The organism is Xanthomonas sp. 3307, assembly GCF_014199735.1.
Lineage (GTDB): Bacteria > Pseudomonadota > Gammaproteobacteria > Xanthomonadales > Xanthomonadaceae > Xanthomonas_A > Xanthomonas_A rydalmerensis.
The window spans coordinates 25521-47305 of sequence record NZ_JACHOG010000004.1; the positions used below are offsets into that span (position 1 = coordinate 25521).

15 protein-coding genes and 1 pseudogene are annotated in these 21785 nt (G+C 69.3%); 4 read left to right on the plus strand and 12 right to left on the minus strand.

The window, feature by feature from the left end; genetic code table 11:
- Positions 1 to 222: 222 nt before the first annotated feature.
- On the plus strand, positions 223 to 2202 hold the full coding sequence (locus GGR64_RS11475) for a sigma-54-dependent Fis family transcriptional regulator (protein WP_184447200.1): 1980 nt from the start codon (positions 223 to 225) through the stop codon (positions 2200 to 2202).
- 426 nt (positions 2203 to 2628) lie between these two features.
- Here the strand turns inward: GGR64_RS11475 and GGR64_RS11480 are convergent, their stop codons facing one another.
- The 12 genes and pseudogenes from GGR64_RS11480 to ubiE all read right to left on the minus strand — a co-directional run bounded on the left by GGR64_RS11480 (position 2629) and on the right by ubiE (position 18083).
- Positions 2629 to 5025, minus strand: coding sequence for a TonB-dependent receptor (locus tag GGR64_RS11480; RefSeq protein WP_184645952.1), 2397 nt, complete (start codon positions 5023 to 5025; stop codon positions 2629 to 2631).
- Between the two features lie 16 nt (positions 5026 to 5041).
- Positions 5042 to 6151 (minus strand): S-(hydroxymethyl)glutathione dehydrogenase/class III alcohol dehydrogenase, encoded by a 1110-nt coding sequence (locus GGR64_RS11485; protein WP_160970810.1) that lies wholly within the window; start codon positions 6149 to 6151, stop codon positions 5042 to 5044.
- 54 nt (positions 6152 to 6205) lie between these two features.
- Entirely contained in the window at positions 6206 to 7219 is a 1014-nt protein-coding gene (locus GGR64_RS11490) for a beta-propeller fold lactonase family protein (RefSeq protein WP_184645954.1), read from the minus strand.
- Complete coding sequence (locus tag GGR64_RS11495; RefSeq protein WP_184645956.1) at positions 7216 to 7779, minus strand: c-type cytochrome; 564 nt, start codon at positions 7777 to 7779, stop codon at positions 7216 to 7218. The genes GGR64_RS11490 and GGR64_RS11495 overlap by 4 nt, the downstream gene beginning before the upstream one ends.
- A gap of 77 nt (positions 7780 to 7856) precedes the next feature.
- Positions 7857 to 9521, minus strand: a pseudogene (locus tag GGR64_RS11500) (quinoprotein dehydrogenase-associated putative ABC transporter substrate-binding protein); the annotation flags it as partial.
- A gap of 80 nt (positions 9522 to 9601) precedes the next feature.
- Positions 9602 to 11614 carry a methanol/ethanol family PQQ-dependent dehydrogenase gene (locus GGR64_RS11505; protein WP_184447206.1) on the minus strand — a complete coding sequence of 671 codons (2013 nt, stop codon included), beginning with the start codon at positions 11612 to 11614 and terminating at the stop codon, positions 9602 to 9604.
- A 404-nt stretch (positions 11615 to 12018) separates the two neighbouring features.
- Complete coding sequence (locus GGR64_RS11510; protein ID WP_184646324.1) at positions 12019 to 12657, minus strand: HAD family hydrolase; 639 nt, start codon at positions 12655 to 12657, stop codon at positions 12019 to 12021.
- A gap of 5 nt (positions 12658 to 12662) precedes the next feature.
- Complete coding sequence (locus GGR64_RS11515; protein WP_184645960.1) at positions 12663 to 13382, minus strand: hypothetical protein; 720 nt, start codon at positions 13380 to 13382, stop codon at positions 12663 to 12665.
- Positions 13379 to 14362 (minus strand): alpha/beta fold hydrolase, encoded by a 984-nt coding sequence (locus tag GGR64_RS11520; protein WP_184645962.1) that lies wholly within the window; start codon positions 14360 to 14362, stop codon positions 13379 to 13381. Before GGR64_RS11520 ends, GGR64_RS11515 begins: the two co-directional genes overlap by 4 nt.
- Positions 14363 to 14395: 33 nt before the next feature.
- On the minus strand, positions 14396 to 14746 hold the full coding sequence (locus GGR64_RS11525; protein WP_184645964.1) for a cupin domain-containing protein: 351 nt from the start codon (positions 14744 to 14746) through the stop codon (positions 14396 to 14398).
- 420 nt (positions 14747 to 15166) lie between these two features.
- Entirely contained in the window at positions 15167 to 17107 is a 1941-nt protein-coding gene (locus GGR64_RS11530) for a M1 family metallopeptidase (RefSeq protein ID WP_184447211.1), read from the minus strand.
- Between the two features lie 214 nt (positions 17108 to 17321).
- Positions 17322 to 18083, minus strand: coding sequence for a bifunctional demethylmenaquinone methyltransferase/2-methoxy-6-polyprenyl-1,4-benzoquinol methylase UbiE (gene ubiE / locus GGR64_RS11535; protein ID WP_152243601.1), 762 nt, complete (start codon positions 18081 to 18083; stop codon positions 17322 to 17324).
- Between the two features lie 113 nt (positions 18084 to 18196).
- Here ubiE and GGR64_RS11540 point away from each other — a divergent pair, with 113 nt between their 5' ends.
- From GGR64_RS11540 to GGR64_RS11550, 3 genes are all read left to right on the plus strand, one after another.
- Positions 18197 to 18652 (plus strand): nucleoside deaminase, encoded by a 456-nt coding sequence (locus tag GGR64_RS11540; RefSeq protein ID WP_160969773.1) that lies wholly within the window; start codon positions 18197 to 18199, stop codon positions 18650 to 18652.
- A gap of 248 nt (positions 18653 to 18900) precedes the next feature.
- A complete protein-coding gene (locus tag GGR64_RS11545) occupies positions 18901 to 20088 on the plus strand; it encodes a heparan-alpha-glucosaminide N-acetyltransferase domain-containing protein (RefSeq protein ID WP_184645966.1) in 1188 nt (395 codons plus the stop codon).
- Positions 20089 to 20163: 75 nt separating this feature from the next.
- Positions 20164 to 21528 (plus strand): DUF2252 family protein, encoded by a 1365-nt coding sequence (locus GGR64_RS11550; protein WP_184645968.1) that lies wholly within the window; start codon positions 20164 to 20166, stop codon positions 21526 to 21528.
- The last annotated feature ends 257 nt before the right edge of the window (positions 21529 to 21785 follow it).

Below are 21785 nucleotides of genomic sequence, written 5' to 3' on the forward strand. Positions count from 1 at the left end.
GTAAAAGCTGGCCCCTGGCGCCTTGAGTCCACGAAGAACCGCGCGATCGCGCGGTTTTTTCGTTTGGCCTAACGGGCAAAGAAGCAGCCCCAGCCAAGCCGCTCTTACCAATCCCCAATCCCGATTCCCCACTCCCGGCTTTTGCTGCACTGCGGGTTGAGCATGGACCCCGTTTGTGCGTCACTTGCGTCAGGGGCCCCCTGGGGGGACGAGAGCGCGCCCATGTCCGAGTCGACTGTCGCCAACCTCGCGCACGCCGCTGTCGCACCCGTGCAGGACGCCGACTGTGCGCCGCTCGCGCGTATGCGCCAGTTTCGCCAGATCGAGACCTTGCCACCCGCCCTGGCGCGCTCGTGGCGGCGCTGCCTCGACGACTACGGCCTGGATCCGGACACCCATCCCTCGCCGATGGTCCACGACAACGGCGAGTTGCGCGAGCGCCAGCAGCGGCTGGAGGCGCTGCTGCGCATCGCCAAGGTGGAGATGGAGAATCTCTACGAGCAGATCGCCGGCGGCAGCTATGCGGTGGTGTTCGCCGACACCGAGGCCACCGTGCTGCACAGCGTGCAGGATCCGGCGCTGCTGCGTGCGTTCCGCGAAACCGGGCTGTTCTGCGGCGCCAGTTGGGCCGAACGCTACCAGGGCACCAACGGCATCGGCACCTGCGCGGTCGAGGGCAGCGCGCTGAGCGTGCATCGCGGCGAGCACTACCTGGAGCGGCATCTGCCGCTCTCGTGCAGCGGCGCGCCGATCCTGGATCCGCAGGGCAACTTGCTGGCGGTGCTGGACGCGTCCACGCCCGACGCGCGCGACACCAGGCTGGTGCAGTGCCATACCGGCGCATTGGTGCGCATGTCGGCGGCGCAGATCGCCCGCGCGTACTTCCTGGAGCAGTACCGGCATGCGTGGATCCTGCGCTTCCATAGCCGCCCGGAGTTCGCCGGGTTGCTGCACGAGGCGCTGATCGCAGTCGGCGGCGACGGCCGCGTACTCGCGGTCAACGAGGCGACGCTGGAACAGCTGGGCAAGCCCGACCGCTCGCCGCTGGTCGGGCGCGATATCGCCCAGGTGATGCAACTGGATTTCGATACGCTGGAGCAGCGCGCGCGCAACGACGCCAGCACCCTGTGGTCGATCCGTTGCGCCTGCCACGGCCGCCGCTTCTTCGCCCTGGCGCAGCCGCCACGCGCGCGCAGCACTGCAGGCCGGACGCGCGCCGCGGGCGAGGATGGCCAGGCCGCGCGCGCCAACGACCATGTCGGCTCCGATCCGCGCATGCTGCACAACCTGGACAACGCGCTGAAGCTGGCCAAACACCGCGTGTCGATCCTGCTGTGCGGGGCCACCGGCACCGGCAAGGAAGAGTTCGCCAAGGCGGTGCACCGCAGCTCACCCTGGGCCGACCGGCCGTTCGTGGCGGTGAACTGCGCGGCGATTCCGGAAGCGCTGATCGAGAGCGAACTGTTCGGCTATGCACGCGGCGCCTTCACCGATGCCGCGCGCGAGGGACGCCACGGCAAGCTGCTGCAGGCCAGCGGCGGCACCTTGTTCCTGGACGAGATCGGCGACATGCCGCTGCCGTTGCAGACGCGCCTGCTACGCGTGCTGGAGGACCAGAGCGTGACCCCGCTGGGCAGCGACCGCGCGATGCCGCTGGAGCTGCACGTGATCAGTGCCAGCCACCGCGACCTGGCGCAGATGGTCGGCAGCGGCGGCTTCCGCGAAGACCTGTACTACCGCCTCAACGGCGTGGTGCTGCACCTGCCGCCGTTGCGCGAGCGCAGCGACAAGGCCGAACTGATCCGCACCCTGTTGCGCGAAGAGAGCGGCGAGCAGCCGGTGCGCATCAGCGAGGATGCCCTGCACAAGCTGCTCAGCTATGCCTGGCCCGGCAACCTGCGGCAGTTGCGCAACGTGCTGCGCACCGCCGCGGTACTGTGTGCCGACGGGGTCATCCGCATTCCCAACCTGCCGCAGGAGATCGTCGACGCCGACAGTGGGCCGTGCCTGCTCGGCGACGATGCGCACGCCGCCGACGGCGTGCCTGGCCGTGTAGCCCTGGACAGCGCCGAACGCAGCGTGCTACAGCAACAGCTCGAGCGTCATCGCTGGAACGTCAGCCGTACCGCCGATGCGCTGGGCATCAGCCGCAACACCTTGTATCGCAAGCTGCGCAAGCATGGGTTGGCGACGGTGAGCTGAGGAGGACTTACACGTTGCGGGTCTTGCCTGCGAGTTGCGAATGAAGCCTTGCCTGTTATGTTTTGCCAAGCAGCTGGCGCTACGATTGCCACGGGAAACGCAAGTCCCAACCTCTGAGGAGGCTGGATGATGCCTGGCTTCGATGTCGCGACTGAAGTCGCTCCTACGACAACAGCCGGCGAATCGATTGGGCGACACAACCTGTGGGGGGCACTTCAGTCCCGACTGCTATCGGAGCCAGATAGGTTCTGGCTCCGAGGTCGCGGCTGAAGCCGCTCCTACATGGGTTTCGCGCTTGGTACCGGCGCAGCGTTTCCTGTAGGAGCGGCTTCAGCCGCGACGGTCACCGGAGCCTAGCGGCTCGCGGCCACGGTAAGGCAAATGGCACGAAGTCCATCAGCGCCGACGCCAACCACGCGACGCGCGCTAGAAGCGCCAGCGCAAACCGACCTGGTATTGCCGCGGGGCGCCAGGCGCGACGAAGCGCGAGGGGCCGTCTTCGACCGCGGCGTCCTGCGGGCGTGCCAGTGCGCCGCCCGGGAACAGATCCTCGGCGATCGCCGCGTAGGTCTCATAGCGGCGGTCGAAGACGTTGTTGATCCGCAGGTACAGCGACAACCCGTCGGCCAGTTCCCAGGTGCCGTGCAGGTCGAGCAAGGCATAGCCGCCGGTGGACAGGTCGTGGCGCGCGGGCGCCTCGCCGTCCTCGGGATCCTCGACCAGGCCGTCCTCGTTGCCGCTGGCCACGCGCCGCGACACCGCGCGCAGGTCCGCGCCCAGCGACAATTGCGGCAACGCCTGCCAGTCCATGCCCAGCTTCAGTGTGCTGCGCGGCAGGCCGGCGATGCGCGTGCCCGGACGCAATGTCACCGTGCGCTCGCCCGACAGCAATTCGCCAGCGCTGCGGTAGGTGGCGTCCAGGTAGCTGTAGCCGGCGAACCAGCGCAGCGCGCCGTGGCTGCCGCGGTAGCTGAGGTCGGCGCCCTGGTAGCGGGTACGACCGACGTTGTCGAAATAGCCCTGCTGGGAATTGGGTGCGCGCAGGAACAGGATGTCGTCGCGGTTGTCGGCGCGGTACAGCGAGGCGTTCAGCGTCTGCGCCGGCGACGGATTCCAGCGCAGGCCGACCTCGTAGGTGCGCGAGACGATCTGCTCCAGGCGCGGATCGGCCTGCAGTCCGGTCGGCAGCCGGCACGGTTGTTCCGGGTCGGCGCAGCCGAGTTCGATCGCGGTCGGTGCACGGCTGTTCTGCGAGGCCGAGGCGAAGGCGGTGAAGCCGCTGCCCAGGCGCTGGGTGATGCCCAGCGAGGGATTGGCCTTGGCGAACACGAAGCGTTCGCGCGGCAGCACGCCATCGTCGCCGGTGGACAAGGTATTGGCGACGGCGACGCGGTTCCAGCGCAGCGCGGCGTTGAGGTGGGTGGCCTCGCCCAGTTCCCAGGTATCGGCAGCGAACAGGCCCAGGGTGCTGCTGCGGCCGTCGACGCCGGAGAAGAACGCCCGCTCCTCGCCCGGATCGGCGACCACCGACCGGTCGTCCTGCACGAACGCGTCCTGCTCGTACTGGCGGTAGCGCACGCGGTTACGGTCGTAGGTGGCGCCGATGCTCAGCGCGTGCGCGCCGGCCTGGTGGCTGAAGTTCAGCGCCAGGCCCTCGGCGTGCTGGCGCATCTGCGTGGTGTTGAGCACGCCGCTGTGCAACGCGTCGGCATCGGCGCGCGAGACCGTGCACCCCGCATCCCGAGGCGTGCCGTCGGCGGCGTAGCCGTCGGCGCAGTCGTCGACGAATGCCTCGTAATCGTCGTTGATGTCGCCATTGACGGTGTCGCGGCGCCCCTGGCGGTAGTAGGCCAGCAGGTGCAGCGCAGTGCGTTCGTCGAAGCGATGGTCGAACTGCCCGGTCAGCAGCGTGTTGCGGTTGCGGGTCAGGTCCGGCGAGGTGTAGACCGCGGCGCGGTCCGCCTCGTACAACCCGGGCTCGGTGCCATCGTCGGTGTAGCGATGGCTGGGCAGCAGGCCATTGCCGACCAGGCGGCTGCGCCCGTGCAGCAGCGACACGTCCCAGTCCGTGCTGTCGCCCTGCCGGCCAAGCTTGCCGAACACGGTGCCCAGGCGGCCGGCGGAGGCGTCGCGCCAGCCGTTCTCGTCGAAGCCGGTGACTGCGACGAAGGCATGCAGGCCGTCGCGGCCGGCGTAGCCGTACGACGCATCCAGGCGCTTGCGCGCGCCGCTGCCCACCGACAGGTCGGCGCGCACGCCCGGTGCGGTCAGGCCGGACTGGGTGGTGAAGGCCAGCGCGCCGCCCAGCGTGTTGGGACCGAACAGCGGGTTCGAACCCGGCATCAGCGCCACGCTGCGGATCGCCGCCTCCGGCATCATGTCCCAACTGACGATGTCGGCGAACGGCTCGTTCATGCGCACGCCGTCCAGATACACCGACACGCCCTGCGAGGCGCCCGGCAGCGCCGAGGCGCGGAAGCCGCGGAAGGTCAGATCGGTCTGGAACGGGCTGCCCTGCACCTCGTTGGTGTCTACGCCGTTCATCTCGCGCAGCAGGAAGTCGGTGAGGTTGCCGGCCTGGCTGCGCGCGATGTCGTCGGCATTGGCGGTCTGCACCGTGTACGGCAACAGGTCGGCATCGATGAGCGTGCCGGGAATCGGCGTGGCGGTGACCTCGACCCGGTCCAGCGCGGTGATCTGCGCATCGTCGGCGTTGACCGTGGTTTGCGCGCGCGCGGGTGCGGCGAGCAGGCCGATGGCGGTGGCGACGGCCAGCGCGAGCAGGTTTGCCGACGGGATGCTGCGTCCGTGGATGCGGGTCATGCCAACTCCTTGCGTGTCAGTAAAGAACGATCGATTTGATGCCACGGCCGGCGCGCATGGTCTCGAAGCCGCGATTGATGTGGTCCAGCGGCAGGGTCTCGCTGATCAGTTCGTCGATGCGGATCTCGCCGGCCAGGTAGCGCTCGGCGTACGCGGGCAATTCGCTGCGGCCCTTGACCCCGCCGAACGCGCTGCCGCGCCAGGCGCGGCCGGTGACCAGTTGCAGCGGGCGCGTGCTGATCTCCTGCGCGCTCGGCGCCACGCCGAGGATGATGCTTTCGCCCCAGCCCTTGTGGCAGCACTCCAGCGCCGCGCGCATCGCGCGCACGTCGCCGACGCAGGCGAAGCTGTGGTCGGCGCCGCCGTCGGTGAGGTCGACGATGACCTGCTGCACCGGTGCGCCGAAATCCTTCGGGTCCAGGCAGTCGGTGGCGCCCAGCGCGCGCGCCAGCGGGAACTTGTCGCGGTTGATGTCAACCACGATGATGCGTTCGGCGCGCGCCATCACCGCACCCTGCACCACCGACAGGCCGATGCCGCCGAGCCCGAACACCGCCACGCTCTCGCCCGGACGCACCCGCGCGGTGTTGAGCACCGCGCCGATGCCGGTGGTGACCGTGCAGCCGAGCAGGCAGACCTTGTCCAGCGGCGCGGACGGATGGATCCTGGCCACCGCGATCTCCGGCAGCACGGTGTATTCGGCAAAGGTGCTGGTGCCCATGTAGTGCAGTAGCGGGCGCCCGTGCAGCGAGAAGCGGCTGCTGCCGTCGGGCATCAGCCCGCGCTCCTGGCTGCTGCGGATCGCCTGGCACAGGTTGGTGCGGTTGGAACGGCAGTACTTGCACACGCCGCATTCGGGCATGTACAGCGGGATCACGTGATCGCCCGGACGCACGCTGCTGACGCCGATACCGATCTCCTCGACCACGCCGGCGCCTTCCTGGCCCAGGATCACCGGGAACGCCGCCTCGGCATCGACGCCGGACAAGGCGATCTCGTCGCTGTGGCAGATGCCGCTGGCGACCATGCGCACCAGCACCTCGCCGGCCTTGGGCGGCTGCAGATCCACCTCCTCGATGGCCAGCGGCTGGTTCGCCGCCCAGGCGACCGCGGCTCGCGTCTTCATTCCGGCTCTCCCCGCCTCCCCGTCGCGGCGCCCGCTGGCGCCGCTCGCCTCACGTCATTGCGCCACGACCACACCCCATGGCATCTCGCCCACCGCGATCTGCTTGATCTCCTTCATCGCCGCCGTGTCGATCACGCTGACGCTGTTGGAACGGCCGTTGGCCACGTACAGCTTCTTGCCGTCCGCACTCAGCGCCGGATTCCACGGGCGCTGCCCGACCGGGATCTGCGCCAACGCACGGCGCGCGGCCGGGTCGATCACGCTGACCGTGCCGGCACCGTTGGACGCGTACACGCGGCTGCCGTCGCGGGCGATGGCGATGCCGGCGGTACGCTGCCCCGCCTGGATGCTGGCCACGCGCTTGCGTGCGGCCAGGTCGATCACGTCGACCACGTTGGCCGCTTCCTGCGCCACATAGGCCGTCTTGCCGTCGGGCGCGAACGCCATGCCGCGCGGATGCCCGCTGGTGGCGATGACGCCGGTGGAGGTGCCGGCCTTCACGTCGATCACGTCCAGGTCGTTGGAGCCTTCGTTGCTGGTCAGCAGCAGCGCGCCGTCCGGGGTGTAGACGCAATGTTCCGGGGCCTGCCCGCGGGTAGCGATATGCGCGCCGATCGCGAAACTGGCCGGATCGATCAGCATCACCTGGTTCTGCCCTTCCACGCACACCGCCAGCTGGCGGCCATCCGGCGCCACGGCGACGCCTTCGGCGTTCTCGCCGATGTCGACGCTGCGCAGCACGCGGTCCTGCACGGTATCCAGTTCCAGCAGGCGATGACCCTGCGCGTCGATGACGTACAGATGCCCGGCCGGTCCCGGCACCACCTGCTGCAGACGCTTGCCGAGCTGGCCCTGCGCCGACAGCGTGCGCACCACGCGATCGCTGCCGGTGTCGATCACCGAGATGGTGCCGCTGCGCTGGTTCGGCACGTAGGCCAGGGCCGCGGCGCTGGTCGCAGGCGCGGGCGCCGCGGCGTCGTTGCCTGCGGCCGGTGCCGACGTGCGCTGGCAGGCCGCGGCGAACAGCGACAGCGCGACGACGGCGGACAGACGCCACGCGTTCCTCATTGCGTGGCGCCTGCCGTCTTGTTGATGGAATGGATGAAGGCCAGCAGCTTCTCGGTATCGCCCGGCTTGAGCACCGGCCCGAACGGCGGCATCTGCCCGACCACCTTCTCGTGGCCGATCCGGGTCTTGCCGTGCGCGGTCATGCCGGCGGTGCCTTCGGTGATCAGCGCGCGCAAGGTGTCGTCATCGTTGCCATACACCCAGATATCGTTGGTCAGCGGCGGGCACATGCCACCACCACCGGTGCCGCCGTGGCAGGCGGTGCAGCCGGCGGAGTTGAAGATCGCCTTGCCTTCGGCGACCAGCTCCGGGGTGACCTTGACCGGCGGCCCCTTCGGAATCGGCGTCACCGCCGCAGCGGGTGCCGGTGCGGCGGCGGCGGGCGCGGGCGCGGCTGCCGCCGGTGCGGAGGCCGCGGCAGGCGCGGCCGGTGCAGGCGTGGCCGCCGGCGCGGGCGGCGTTTCCTGCTTGCCGCAGGCGGCCAGCAGCAGGAGCGAGGCGAACAGGGACAGGGGCAGCAGCGCGGAGACGGAGCGACGACGGATGGAAGCAGGACGCATGGGGACAACACCTTTGCGGAATGCACGATGGGAAGAGCAGGCCGCGCGAGCGGCATGTACGGGACGACAGGAAGCGGTCATTGCGTGCGTCGGTGCTGGGCCTCCGTCAGCAGGTGGGCGAGTTCGGCATTGCCGCGCTGCTGGGCCAGCGCCGCCGGGGTCTTGCCATCGGCATCGCGCGTATCGGCGCTGGCGCCGGCGGCGAGCAGGCGCCGGGCGCTGTCTTCGCGCCCGGCCGCGGCGGCTAGCATCAACGGCGTGACGCCGGCGCGGTTCGCACGGTCGGCGTCGGCGCCGCGCTTGAGCAGCAGGTCGAGGATCTTCGGATCGTTGCGCGCCACCGCGAACATCACCGGGGTGAAGCCGGCCGGGTTGGCGCGACGCACGCTGGCGCCAGCGTCGAGCAATGCCTGCACCAGGTCGGCATCGGCGTAGGAGATCGCCAGGTCCAGCGGCGTCCAGCCATCGGTGGACACCGCATCGACCTTGGCGCCATGCGCCAGCAACTGCGCGGCACTCTTGCCGTCGTTGGACCAGGCCGCCTTCATCAGCGGCGTCCAGCCACTGCTGTCGTGGCTTTCGACCTTGGCACCGGCCGCCAGCAGCTCGCCGACCAACAGTGGCGCCTGGTTGCGGATCGCCTGCTGCAGCGGCGGCTCGCCGAGCAGGTTGGGTTTGTCGGCGCTGGCGCCATGGCGCAGCAGCCAGGCCACGCGCACGCCGTCGCCGGCATCCAGCGCGTGCGCCAGTTCCTCGTTGGGATCGGCACCGCCGGCGATGCGCAACTGCAGTTGCGCCAGCATGTCCGACGAGGCCTGCGCGCTCGGCGTGTCGTCCTGCTCGGCGGGCGCCGCATAGGGGCCGTACGAGCGCAGGTCACCGGCGACGATGCAATCGGCGCAGGCCACCAGCGGCACGTGGTAGTCGCGCAGGATCGCGTCGATCTTGCCGGCGCTGCGCTGCATCGCCTCATTCAGCGCATCGCGCAGTGCCGCGTTCTTGCGCGACACCGCCCACGCCATCGAATACTCCAGCACCTCGTTGTCGATGACGTTCAACGGCACCACGCCGAGGCCGCCGCGCGCGGCGTAGTAGCCGGCCACGGGGCCCCAGGATTCGGCGGCATCGAGCTTGCCGGCGGCGACCTGCTCGGCGAGCTTGCCGGGATGCTCCTGCGGCGCGCTGGCCGAGTCGTAGAACAGGTACTGCACCTCGCCCTGCACGCCATGGTCGAACAGCGCCTGCCGCGCCGGCGAACTCTGGAACACGCCGACCTTGAGTTTCTTCAACGCCGGATCGTCCAGCGAGGCCGGGCGCAGTGCCAGGCCCTTGCGGGTGACCAGCACATAGGTGGAGCGATACAGCGGGCGCGTGGGCAGGCCCATCTCGAAATCGCTGTTCACGTCCATCAGCACGTCGCAACGCCCGGCGTTGATCGTGCTGCGCGCCAGGCCGCGCTGGTAATAGCTGCGCCATTCGTACTCCAGGCGCCGGCCCATCTCCGCGGCCACCACCTGCGCGATCTTGTTCTGGAACCCCTCGCCTGCGCGATCGGACAACGGCATGTTGCCGGGATCGGCGCAAACCCGCAGCACCGGTGCATTGGCCGGCAGCGTGGCGGCAGGCGCGGCGGAGGCCGGCGCCGCAGTGGCGGCTGGGGCAGCAGGAGCGCGAGCCGTCGCGGACGACGGCTCGCGCGTGCAACCTGCGGCGACGAGTCCGAGGCTGCACAACAGCAACACGGCGCGCGCGCCCGCAGGCAGGCGCCACGAGCCGGGCGCCATGCGGCACCCGCTCGTACCCTGGACGCGGCGCCGCCGGCTCATCGCACCGTCTTGGCGGCGACTGCCGCGCTACCGCCGCCGGCAGCCGCCGTGGCGGTCGCGGTAGGCGTGACGGTCTTGCCGGCGCCGTCGATGCGGAAGGTGTGCACCATGCCGCCCAACGGGATCTTGTCGAAGCCATTGCTGAAGGCCAGGCCGGCGGCACCCAGCGCGCCGTACGGATCGCCCGGATCCAGACCGGCAGCGACCGGCAGGCCGATCCAGCCGCCGATGCCCGAGAACACCGCCACGTACTGGTGGCCGTTGGCCTTGTAGGCGATCGGGTTGCCGATGATGCCCGAGGGCAGCTTGGTCTCCCACAGCTTCTTGCCGGTGTCCTTGTCCACGGCGCGGAACCAGCCGTCGAGCGTGCCGTAGAACACCAGCCCGCCGTCGGTGACCAGGGTACCGCTCCACACCGGGAACTTCTCCTTGATCTCCCACTTGGACTTGCCTTCGACCACGTCGAACGCCTTGACGATGCCCAGCGCGCCCGGCTCGTTCGGCTTCATCATCACGTTGGCGAACACGTACGGCAGGCCCATCATGGTGTTGCCGCGCTCCTGCGGGTCCAGCTCCATGTGCCAGTTGTTGGTGCCGCAGAAGAACACCGCCGAGTTGGCCGGATCCACCGAGCACGGCTGCTGGTCCTTGCCGCCCATCGCCGACGGGAACGCTTCGACCTTGCGGCCGCGTTCCAGCGGCGAATGCGCCGCGACCTTGACCGGGCGCCCGGTCTTCATGTCGATGCGCTCGGCCCAATTGGCCGGCACGAACTTGTTGGCGCGCAGCAGCGTGCCGTCGCGGCGATCGAGCACGTAGGCGAAGCCGTTGCGGTCGAACTGCACCACCGAGGGCACCTGCTTGCCGTCGATGGTCAGGTCCACCAGGATCGGCTCGTTGATGCCGTCGTAGTCCCATTGGTCGAACGGAGTCTTCTGGTAACCCCACACCGCTTCGCCGGTATCGATCTTGCGGGCGAACAGGGTCATCGACCACTTGTTGTCGTACTCGCCGCTGTCGCATTCCTTCTGCGTGGTCTTGCCGCAGCGGTACGACGGGCTCCACAGGCCGGGATTGCCGGTGCCGTAGTAGACCAGCTTGAGTTTCGGGTCGTAGCTGTACCAGCCCCACGCCGCACCGCCGCCGCGCTTCCAGCCTTCGTCCGGATAGGTCTTCTGGCCGAGGTCGCCGAGCTGGCCGTGCTGTGGATTGGCCTTGTTGAAGTCCGGGCCGAGGCAGATGTCCTTGTCGGTACCGGTGGCTTCGCAGGACCAGGCCTGCTTGCCGTCGGCCAGCGCATACGCGGCGACGCGGCCGCGCACGCCGAACTCGTTGCCGCTGATGCCGGCCACGACCTTGCCGTCGGCGATGATCGGGGCCATGGTGATGGTCTCGCCCTTCTCGGGATAGGCGAGCTTCTGCTTCCACACTTCCTTGCCGGTCTTGGCATCGAGCGCGATCACGTCGCCGCTGAGGCTGCCGAACACCAGCTTGCCGTCGGCATAGGAGGCGCCGCGGTTGACTGTGTCGCAGCAGGCCACCGCCACCGCGCGCTCATCCTGCTGCGGGGTGTACTTCCACAGCACCTTGCCGTTGTCTTCCTGCGACAGGTCGATCGCGAACACGTTGTTCGGATACGCGCTGACCATGTACATGGTGCTGCCGATCACCAGCGGCTGGCCTTCGTGACCGCGGGTGGCGTCGGTCTTCATCTCCCACGACATCTTCAGGTTCTTGACGTTGTCGCGATTGATCTCGGCCAAGGGGCTGTGCCGGTTCAGGCCGAAGTCGCGACCGATGCCACCCCAGTTGTCGGGGTTGGCGGCATTGGTGGCGAACTCGCTGTCGGTATCGGCGACCGCGGCCGGCGCGGCGGCCGGCGGTTGCTGTGCGGCGGCCGGTGCGGCTGGTGCCGGGGCCTCTTCCTGCTTCTTGCAACCCGCCAGCGCCAACGCAGTGGCCAGCGCGAGCAATGTACAAGCCCGGGTACGACGTGAATGACTGTGCATCGTTCTACTCCCCTCGTTGAAGAGCCGCGACAGCTGCACCTGGGTCGGCGTGTGCCACGGAACCTGAAGCGTGGGTGTCTACGAGCAACGTCCATGCCATCGCACCGCTGCGATGCAACATCCCTTGACGTACGGATCACAACGTCGGTTGTGGTCGCAGAGACGCGCGTCGTCGCGGTCGCAGGCGTCCCGAGAACGTGACACTTTGTGCCATGCCGTTGCATCGCGATTGGCGCAGTGTGGGCACACGCACCGGTGGCACACCCTGCGCCATCGGCGCGCTTGCCGCACAGGTGCAGGCGCACGGGGACGCACGGCAGGAGCGCGCATTCGGCATGCATACGCCGATACGCGGACGGGGTTGGGTGTGAGGACGCGGCGGCCGTCAGCCGCCGCGTGCAGCATCAGTGCGGCTGCGGTCCGACGTGGTCCTGCCACCACGCCAGCAGCGCGGCGCAATCGGCGAAATGCAGATCGGCCAGCGCCGGCCATGGGTTCTCCGGGTGCAGCAGCACGGTGGTGGCACCGGCGTGGCGCCCGCACTGCAAGTCGTACGCGTGGTCGCCGACCATCGCCAGCGCCTGCGGTGCCACGCCCCAGTGTTCGGCCAGCTGCAGCAGGCCGCCCGGATGCGGCTTGGGCGGGGCCTCGTCGCGGCCGAGGATGGTCACTTCCTCGAACAGGTCGTCGACCTCGATCTCTTCCAGGGTCAGCTGCGCCAGTTCGCGGGCATTGCGGGTGAGCACCGCCAGCCGGCAATCGGCCGCATGCAGGGTGCGCAGCAGCGCCGGCGCGCCGTTGGCCGCGGTGGCCTCCTGGGCCAGTACGCGCTCGTGCTCCAGCAGCCAGGCATGCTTGCTGGTGCGCTGCGCGTCCGGCAGTGCCGCCAGGTGCTGCAGGATGTCGGCCTGCGGCGGGATCTGCAGTTCGCGGCGGATCAGCGCGAAATCGTGCACGGCGCGGGTCAGGGTGCCGTCCATGTCGAACACCCAGTGGCGCACCTGGCACAGCGCCTCGGCCGGCGGGGGCGTGGCGGCATGCATCGCGTTCAATCCCAGCCCGGCATCTGCGCACCGTCCAGGCCGCCGGTCTCGAACACCGCGGTGCGGGTGCCGCCGGCCTTCACCGGGAAGGTGATCTGCAGCACCGTGGTCTTGCGCGCCAGCTTCCACAGCGCCTTGTCGTCGCTGATGAACATGGCGATGGCCTCGTCGGTCTTGGGCCGCCAGGCCGCGGCCGCGTGCGGCGTCGCGTCGTCGGCCTTCAGTTCCACCTTGCAGCCGCCGGCGCAGCGGAAATCGCCGGACTGCAGCACCAGGTAAGCGCTGCGCTTCCATTCCGGGTGGTCGCGGAACACCAGTTGCACCGGCTTGGGCCCGCTGTCGTCCACGTCGACCTTGTCGCGGCTGTACAGCATCGCCGAGCGCTGCACGCCCTTGCCGGCCGGCACCTGCGAGTACTGCCAGGCGGCCTGCATGCGCCGCAGCTCGCGCGCCGCCTCGCCCTTGGCCTTGACCTCGGCGTAGCCGGGCTGGATGCGCTCGGCCGCGTCCGACCCGGGATACTGCTGCAGCAGCGCCGCGCCGTGGATCCGGGCCAGGTCCCAATTGCCCGACTTCACCGCGGCATCGTATTGCTTGGCAAGGTCGTCGGCGGCCTGCGCCTTGGCCTGCGCTTCGGCCGCGGCCTGCGCCTTGCGCTCGGCCTCGTGATCGCCGCAAGCGGCCAGGGCGACGGCGCACAGCGCGCCGAGCAGGATGCGTTTCATCGTGGGGTTCCTCGTTGGATCAGGGTGTCGATGGCCTGCGCGACCTCGGCCGGCTTCTCGACGATGGACATGTGGCCGCTGCCGTCCAGCAGCACCTGGATCGCCTGCGGCAGGCGTTGCGCGTACAGCGCCAGCGCGCTGGCGTCGATCACCGCGTCCTGCACGCAATTCAGCAGCAGCGCCGGCTGGCGGATGTGCGCGGCTTCCTCGAACGGCAGGAACGCCTCCTCGCCACGGCCGATGCGCGCCAGCACCTGCTGTTCGAACGCGGCCTCGCGACGGCGCCAGGCCACCACCGCCGGCACCGCCCAGCGCGGGATGCGCGGCTTGGCGCGTTCGAGCAGGAACACGGTGTCGATGTAGCGCTGCAACGACGCCGCATCGTGCACCGCGAACGGATTGTGCCCGTCCAGCACCGCCTGGCCGAAGGCGTTGTCGGCAAAGCGCACGCCGGCGGCGTTGAACAGGCCGACCCGGTCGAACACCGCCGGATGGCGCGCCGCGGCCAGCGCGGCGATGCCGCCACCCATCGAATGTCCGAGCAGCACGCATTCGCTGCCGGCACGACGCGCGCACTGCGTGGCGAACGCCGCCACGCGCTCGGCCTGCGCGACGAAGCCGTAGTCCTGCCCGGCGATGCGCTGGCTCTCGGCCCAGCCGGGCAGATCCGGGATCACCAGGTGATAGCGCGTGCCCAGCGCGCGCGCCAGCGGCAGCCAGTTCTCCTTGCTGCCGGTGAAGCCATGCACCAGCAGCAGTGTCGGCGCGGCGGGGTCGGCCGCGGCGCGCACCAGGTAGGTCCAGGTGTGTCCGGCGACCTGCGCCTGGCGCCGCTGCAGTCCGCTGCCACGACGCTGGCGCAAGCTCTCCAGGCGCACCAGCAGGAACGGATCGCGCAGCACCAGCAGCACGCCGATCACCACTGCCACCACCAGCAGGATGCCGGCGAGCAGCAACCAGGCCATCGTCAGCACCAGCACGGCGACACCGGAAGGCGACTACGGATCATGCGCTCAGACCACCACGTCGGCTTCGCCGAGGTGCAGGGCCAGCCACACGGTCGGCTGCCCGGGATCGGTGAAGGTCACCCGATGCGGCGTATCGGCCGGGATGAACAGATGCTCGCCCGGCGCCAGCGCGACCTCGCGCTCGCACAGCGCCACCCGCGCGCTGCCGCGCAGCAGCAGTACCCATTCGTCGTGCGCCTGCAGGTAGGGCGCGTCCTGCGGCGTGGTCTGCCCGTGCGAGACGATGCGCTCGACGCGGCAACCGGAGCGCCGCAGCAGTTCGGTGAAGATTTCGCCACCGCGGGCATCGGGCAATTCGGCCAGCAAGGAGCCGGACAGGGCGTGAGCGTCAGTCATCTCGGCATTGCCTCCGCAGGCGCGAGCGGGTCCGCTCGCATCGGCGATGGCAGTGTCCTGCCAGGGCGATGGCGCTTGCTGCGACGACCGGGGCGGTGGCGAACGATGTCATGCACGCATGGACCGAGGACCATCGGGACTGCCGAGGATATCGCGAATGCGTGGCAGCGGGTCGTGCACGCCCGCGACGGCGCGTGTGGAAAAAGTTAAGCACGATGGGACAGGCACGCGCGTCATGCAGGCAGCGCATGCGACGGCGCGCAGGGCGACATCGTGCAACGCGCGCGACCAAGCGCCGCCGAAGCGTTCGCCTCCGCCCCACACAGCGCACTCACCGCAACAGGCCGGCCGCACATACGCACACGGCGCCGGGATCGCTCCCGGCGCCGCGTGCGCGGTCTTTCCAGGTGGCGGCGCGCGTCAGTGCGCGGTGCTGCCGGCCTTGGCCTTGTCCAGCATCTCCTGCACCGACACCGTGGTGATCGGGTGATAGCCCGGCTTGGCCTTGGCGAACACCTCCTCGGCGAAGGCCAACCCGTCCGGGGTCTTCACCAGTTCGGCGTAGATCGGCAGGATCAGCTTGCGGCGGCCGACGCGGGCGATGAACTCGCCGGCGGCCGGGCGCGCGTCCACGTAGCCGCTGCGGATCGCCAGCGGATACCAGCGCATGGCGATCTCGCCGTTGGCGGTGCCGGTGAAGTGGTAGGCGTCGTCGAGCTGCTTGAGCTGCGCCGGGGTCAGTTTCTCGCCCAGGCCGCTGAGGAAGCGCGTCCACTCCTGGGTGCTCCAGGCATCGGTGACCTGCTTGCCCGGCAGGGTGCCGCTGCCGGTCCAGGCGATGCGCGCGGTATCGACCATGGCGAAGTTGCGCGAGCGCGCCTTCTGCGCGAACGCCGGAATGCCCGGCTCGTCCAGCCACGCATGCAGTTCCTGCGCGGTCACCGCGTCGGGCTTCTTGGCCAGCAGGTGGGTCTTCAGGTACGCGACGAACTGGTCGGTGTTGGCGCTCTGGAACGCGTGGTCGTCGAACCAGCCGCGCAGGAACGGATCGAAGGTGTCGCGGCCGAAGCGCTGCTCCAGGAACTGCAGGAACCACGCGCCCTTGACGTAGGCGACCTGGCTCAACGCCTCGTCCGGATCGCGCTCGGTCAGCGCCGGCAACGCCAGCGCCTGGTCGGCCGGGCTCATGCCCTTCAGTTCGGCCAGCAGGTCGGTCTGGTCGATCTCGCGCTCCATCTCCGCCGCTTCGGGGCCGTACAGCGCCTCGGTGATGCGCGCCTGCACGTAGGTGGTGAAGCCCTCGTTGAGCCAGATGTCCTTCCAGCTGGCGTTGGTCACCAGGTTGCCGGACCAGCTATGCGCCAGTTCGTGCGCGATCAGCGACACCAGCGACTTGTCGCCGACGATCACCGTCGGCGTGGCGAAGGTCAGGCGCGGATTCTCCATGCCGCCGAACGGGAACGACGGCGGCAGCACCAGCATGTCGTAGCGGCCCCAGCGGTACGGACCGTACAGCGTCTCGGCGGCCACGATCATTTTCTCGGTGTCCTCGAACTCCTTGGCCGCCTTGTCGACCATCGCCGGCTCGGCCCACACGCCCGAGCGCGCCGAGATCGGCTTGAACACCAGGTCGCCGGCAGCGATGGCCAGCAGGTAGGACGGGATCGGCTGCGGCATCTTGAAGCGGTAGTCGCCGTTGCGCACCGCCTTGGGATCGTTGTCGGCGCTCATCAGCACCATCACGTCCGGGCGCGAGACCACGTGCGCGCTGTAGGTGAAGCGCACGCTCGGCGTGTCCTGCAGCGGCACCCACGAACGCGCGTGGATCGCCTGCGACTGGCTGAACATGAAGGGCAGCTTCTTGCCCTCGGTCATCGACGGCTCCAGCCACTGCAGGCCCGAGGCGGTCGGTGCGGTGTGGTAGGTGATGCTGATCTTCTGCGGCTGCGTCGGCGCCTCGATGGTCAGCTTGCTGCCGTAGATCTTGTCGGCCGGCGCCAGCGCGTACTGCAGCGGCGCGCCCTGGCCCTTGCCGTCGTCGGCCTGCACCTTCTCGATGGTCAGGTCGCGGGTATCCAGCACCAGTTGCTTGGCGCTCTTGTCCTTCCAGTCCAGCGTGTAGGTGGCGGTACCACCGATCTGCTTGCTGTCGAAATCCAGCTTCAGATCCAGCGCCAGGTCCTTGATCACGACCTTGGACGGCTCGGCGTAGGAGGTCTCGTCGTGGCTGCGATCGGCCGGCTTGGCCGCGGCGGGCGCCGGCTTGGCGGCAGGTGCGGCCGCATCGGGCGCGGACGCTTCACGGGAACACCCGGACGCGATCACCGCGGCCAGGGACAACAACAGGAACGGGGAACGCATGGCAGACAGCACCGGTTCGGGGAAACCGGAAGTTTACCGGAAGGCCGGGATTGGGGATTCGGGAGTGGGGATTCGCAACGGCAGTGCGGCGCACGCTGACGAATCCCGAATCCCCGATCGAAGTGGGGAGTGGGGATTCGGGAGTGGGGATTCGCAGCAGCGAACAGCCGGCGCGCTTACGAATCCCCAATCCCGATTCCCGAATCCCGGCTTCTCAGATCTTGTAGCCCGAATGGATCGCCACGATCCCACCGGTGAGATTCTTGTAGTGGCTGCGGGCGAAGCCGGCCTCTTCCATCATCGCCTTCAGCGCGTCCTGCGGCGGATGCTTGCGGATGCTCTCGGCCAGGTACTGGTAGCTGTCGGCATCCTTGGCGAACAGTTGGCCCAGGCGCGGCAGCACCTTGAACGAATGGAAGTCGTACAGCGGCTTGAACCAGTCGGCGGTGACTTCGGAGAACTCGAGCACCCGCGCCTGGCCGCCGACCTTGAGCACGCGGTACATCTCGCGCAGCGCGGCGTCCTTGTCGGTGACGTTGCGCAGGCCGAAGGCGATGGTCACCAGGTCGAAGCTCTGGTCCGGGAACGGCAGCGCCTCGGCGTTGCATTGCACATAGTCCAGGCCCGCGACCAGGCCGCGGTTGGTGAGGCGGTCGCGGCCCACCGAGAGCATGCCGGCGTTGATGTCGCCCAGCACGATCTCGCCATCGGCACCGACCCGGTCCTTCAGCAGCGCGGCGATGTCGCCGGTGCCGCCGGCCAGGTCGAGCACGCGGTCGCCCGGCTTGACCTGCGCGGTGGCGACGAAATAGCGCTTCCAGACCCGATGGATGCCCATGCTCATCAGGTCGTTCATCAGGTCGTAGTTGCCGGCGACCGAAGTGAAAACCTCGCCGACCAGCTTCTGCTTGTCCTTGGCGGCGACGTCGCGGAAGCCGAAATGGGTGGTGCCGGATTTGTAGGGGGATTCGCTCATGCCGGGATTATCGCACCGCCGGCCGCTCCGTGCCGGTGAAGCGCCGCCCGGGATGACAGCCGCCCGCCGCCTGCGCCAGACTGCCGGCAGACTCCTTTCCCCCAGGCAATTCCATGCTGACTACGCCCGACTACCGCGCCCTGCTCGACACCGCCATCGCCGAAGCCCGCCAGGGCCTGGCCGAAGGCGGCATCCCGATCGGCGCCGCCCTGTACCACCGCGACGGCCGCCTGCTCGGCTGCGGCCACAACCGCCGCGTGCAGGAAGGCGACCCGTCGGTGCACGGCGAGACCGACGCTTTCCGCAAGGCCGGGCGCCAGCGCCGCTACCGCGACACCATCATGGTCACCACCCTGGCGCCGTGCTGGTACTGCAGCGGCCTGGTGCGGCAGTTCAACATCGGCACGGTGGTGGTCGGCGAATCGGTGACCTTCCAGGGCGGCATCGACTGGCTGCGCGAGAGCGGAGTGAACGTGATCGACCTGCACAGCCAGGAGTGCATCGACCTGCTCGGCGGCTTCATCGCCGCGCACCCGGACGTGTGGAACGAGGACATCGGCGAGGACTGAGCGGCCCGCCGCGGGCGCCGGCGCGGCGCACCGAGCACCACGCCGCCGCTTTCAGGCCCGCAGGCGAACCAGGCGACGCCGACCGCCGCCGCCCCGCCTGGCGCATCCACCTCTGCCCCACTCAAGCGTGCCGCCGCAGCGCCGGCAGCCCTGCACTGCCATGGCCTGAGCCCCCACGCCAGTCGCGCCGGGAATGGCTCTGCCACTCGAGTGTTATATTGTTTCAAAATCGACACCGATCGCACCGCATGCCGTCTGTTGCCCTCGCTTCGCCCACTTCCCTTGCCGTTCCCGCAACGCCGGCCGCGCGGCTAGCCTCGATCGACCTGCTGCGCGGCACGGTGATGCTGCTGATGCTGCTCGACCACGTGCGCGAGACCTTCTACCTGCACCACCCGGTCGGCGACCCGATGGAGGTGGAAGGCACGGCGCCGGCGCTGTTCGTCGCGCGCACCCTCGCCCACCTGTGCGCGCCGGTGTTCGTGTTCCTGACCGGCCTGTCGGCCTGGCTGTACGCCGCGCGGCAGGCCGACGGCCGCGCGGCGGCCGCCCGCTTCCTGCTCAAGCGCGGCCTGTTCCTGATCGTGCTGGAGCTGACCCTGGTCAACCTGGCCTGGAGCGGCGCCTTTCCGCCGCAGACGCTGTACCTGCAGGTGATCTGGGCGATCGGCCTGAGCATGCTCGCCCTGGCCGCACTGCTGTGGCTGCCGCGGCCGGCGCTGGCCCTGCTGGGCGCGGCGCTGGTCGCCGGCCACCACCTGCTGGACGATGTGCAGGTGCAGGGCGAAGGCCCGCTCGCGGCCGTCTGGGCGGTGCTGCACGACCGGCGCTGGCTGGAGCTGGGCGAGCTGCGCCTGCGCACCTCCTATCCGGTGCTGCCGTGGATCGGGGTGATCGCGCTCGGCTACGCCGCCGGCCCCTGGTACGGCGCCGCCACCGACCCGGCGCAACGCCAGCAGCGCCTGCTGGCCTGGGGGCTGGGCGCGCTGGCCGGGTTCCACCTGCTGCGCTGGCACAACGGCTACGGCGATGCGCCCTGGCAGGTGCAGAACGACCTCGTGCATACCGCGATGAGCTTCTTCAACGTCACCAAGTACCCGCCGTCGCTGCAGTTCCTGCTACTGACCCTGGGCGTGGGCCTGCTGTTGCTGCGGCTGTACGAACATCCCGCCGTGGCCCGCACGCTGGCGCCCCTGGCAGCGATCGGCGCGGCGCCGATGTTCTTCTACCTGCTGCACCTGTACGTGCTGAAGCTCGTCTACCTGGCCGCGGTGGCGCTGTGGGGCACCAACCAGGGCGATCTGTTCGGCGTGGACAGCGTGGCCGCGCTGTGGGCCATCGCCGCCTTGCTTGGCCTGGCCCTGTACTGGCCCACCGCCGCATTCGCGCGGCTGAAGGCGCGGCGCCGCGACCTGGCCTGGCTGCGCTACTTCTAAGCTGCGATGGTTCATCTGCGTGCAATGCCGGCGTGGTCGACTGCCGGTTCCTTCGTCCGCGCCTGGAGACCTGCGATGTCCACCCGCCTGCCGCAGTTGCTGCTGATCGGCCTGACCCTTGCCGCCTGCGCCGGATGCGCGACCGCGGCAAGCAAGCGCGACGCCTGGGTAGTGCAGCAGATCCACGACTACAACCATCCCTACGCCGCGCAGCGCGCCGAGCTGGACACCAAGATGGCGACCATGGCCACCAGCGCCTACGCCTTCTACCGCGGCACCGACCACATTTTCTATCAGGACATGACGACCCTGCCGGGTTCGCTGTGGACCTCGCCGCAGACCGGCTACACCTGGCTCGGCGGCGACACCCACATCGGCAACTTCGATGCGGCACGCGACAGCAGCGGCAAAGCGGTGTTCAAGGTCGCCGACTTCGACGAAGGCCACCTCGGCCAGTACGTGTGGGACCTGCGCCGGCTGGCCGCGAGCATGGTCCTGGCCGGACGCGACAACGGCCTGTCCGACAGCGACATCGGCGACGCCATCGACACCATGGTCGGCGCCTACCTGGACAAGATCGCCGATTTCCGCGGCAGCGACGCCGAAGCAAGCTTCCAGTTGAGCAAGCGCAACACCAGCGGCGCGGTGGCCAAGATCATCGACGGCGCCGACGGCAAGAGCCGCAGCAGCCTGCTGTCCAAGTACACGGTGGTCAGCGGCGGCAAGCGCCAGTTCCAGGACCTGGACAACCTGGTCGCGGTGGACGCCGGCACCGCCTCGGCGGTGGCCACGGCGATGAACGGCTACATCGGCTCGATCGCCGCGTCCAAGCGCTATGCGGCCAGCTACTACAGCATCAAGGACGTGCGCCAGAAGCTGGGCTCGGGCACCGGCAGCCTCGGCCGCCTGCGCCTGTACGTGCTGATCGAAGGCCCGAGCGCGTCGACCAGCGACGACGTGATCCTGGAATGGAAGCAGGAAGCGGCCAGCGTGGTCGCGGTGGCCGCGCCGTCGCAGATGCCGGCCTCCACCTACGACAACAACGAGGGCGCACGGGTCGCGCGCACCGCCAAGGCGCAGACCATCGACGCCGACGTGCTGGTCGGCTACGCCAGCGTCAACGGCACGCCGTTCTATGTGCACGAGAAGTCGCCATTCCAGCAGGACCTGGACCCGACCGCGCTGGACAGCGCCGGCAAGCTCGCCACCGCCGCCAACTACCTGGGCCAGGCCCTGGCCTCGGCGCACGCGCTGGCCGACCAGGACTACGACCCGAACGTGGTGCCCTACAGCATCGACAAGCAGATCGATCAGGCGGTCACCAGCAAGAGCGGCCTGAAATCGGAACTGCGCCAGTTCGCGTTCGACTACGCCGCGCAGGTACAACTGGACTGGCAGTCGTTCGTGGCCGCGTACAAGGCGGGAACGCCGCTGTATTGAGTTGGCCGGGTGCGGGCAGGTGACGCACGCGCTGCGCGGTTTTGCGGCGGGCCTACGCGGCGGAGCCGCGTCTTGTAGGAGCGGCTTCAGCCGCGACGAGGCGTTACCGGGAAAACCCGGTCGCGGCTGAAGCCGCTCCTACGACAGCACTACCCGGCTTCGGCGCGTTTAGCCATGCATCGACAGGGCAGGCGCGCAAGCGGAATGGCTGCGGCACGCAGCTCTTGTAGGAGCGGCTTCAGCCGCGACGAGGCGTT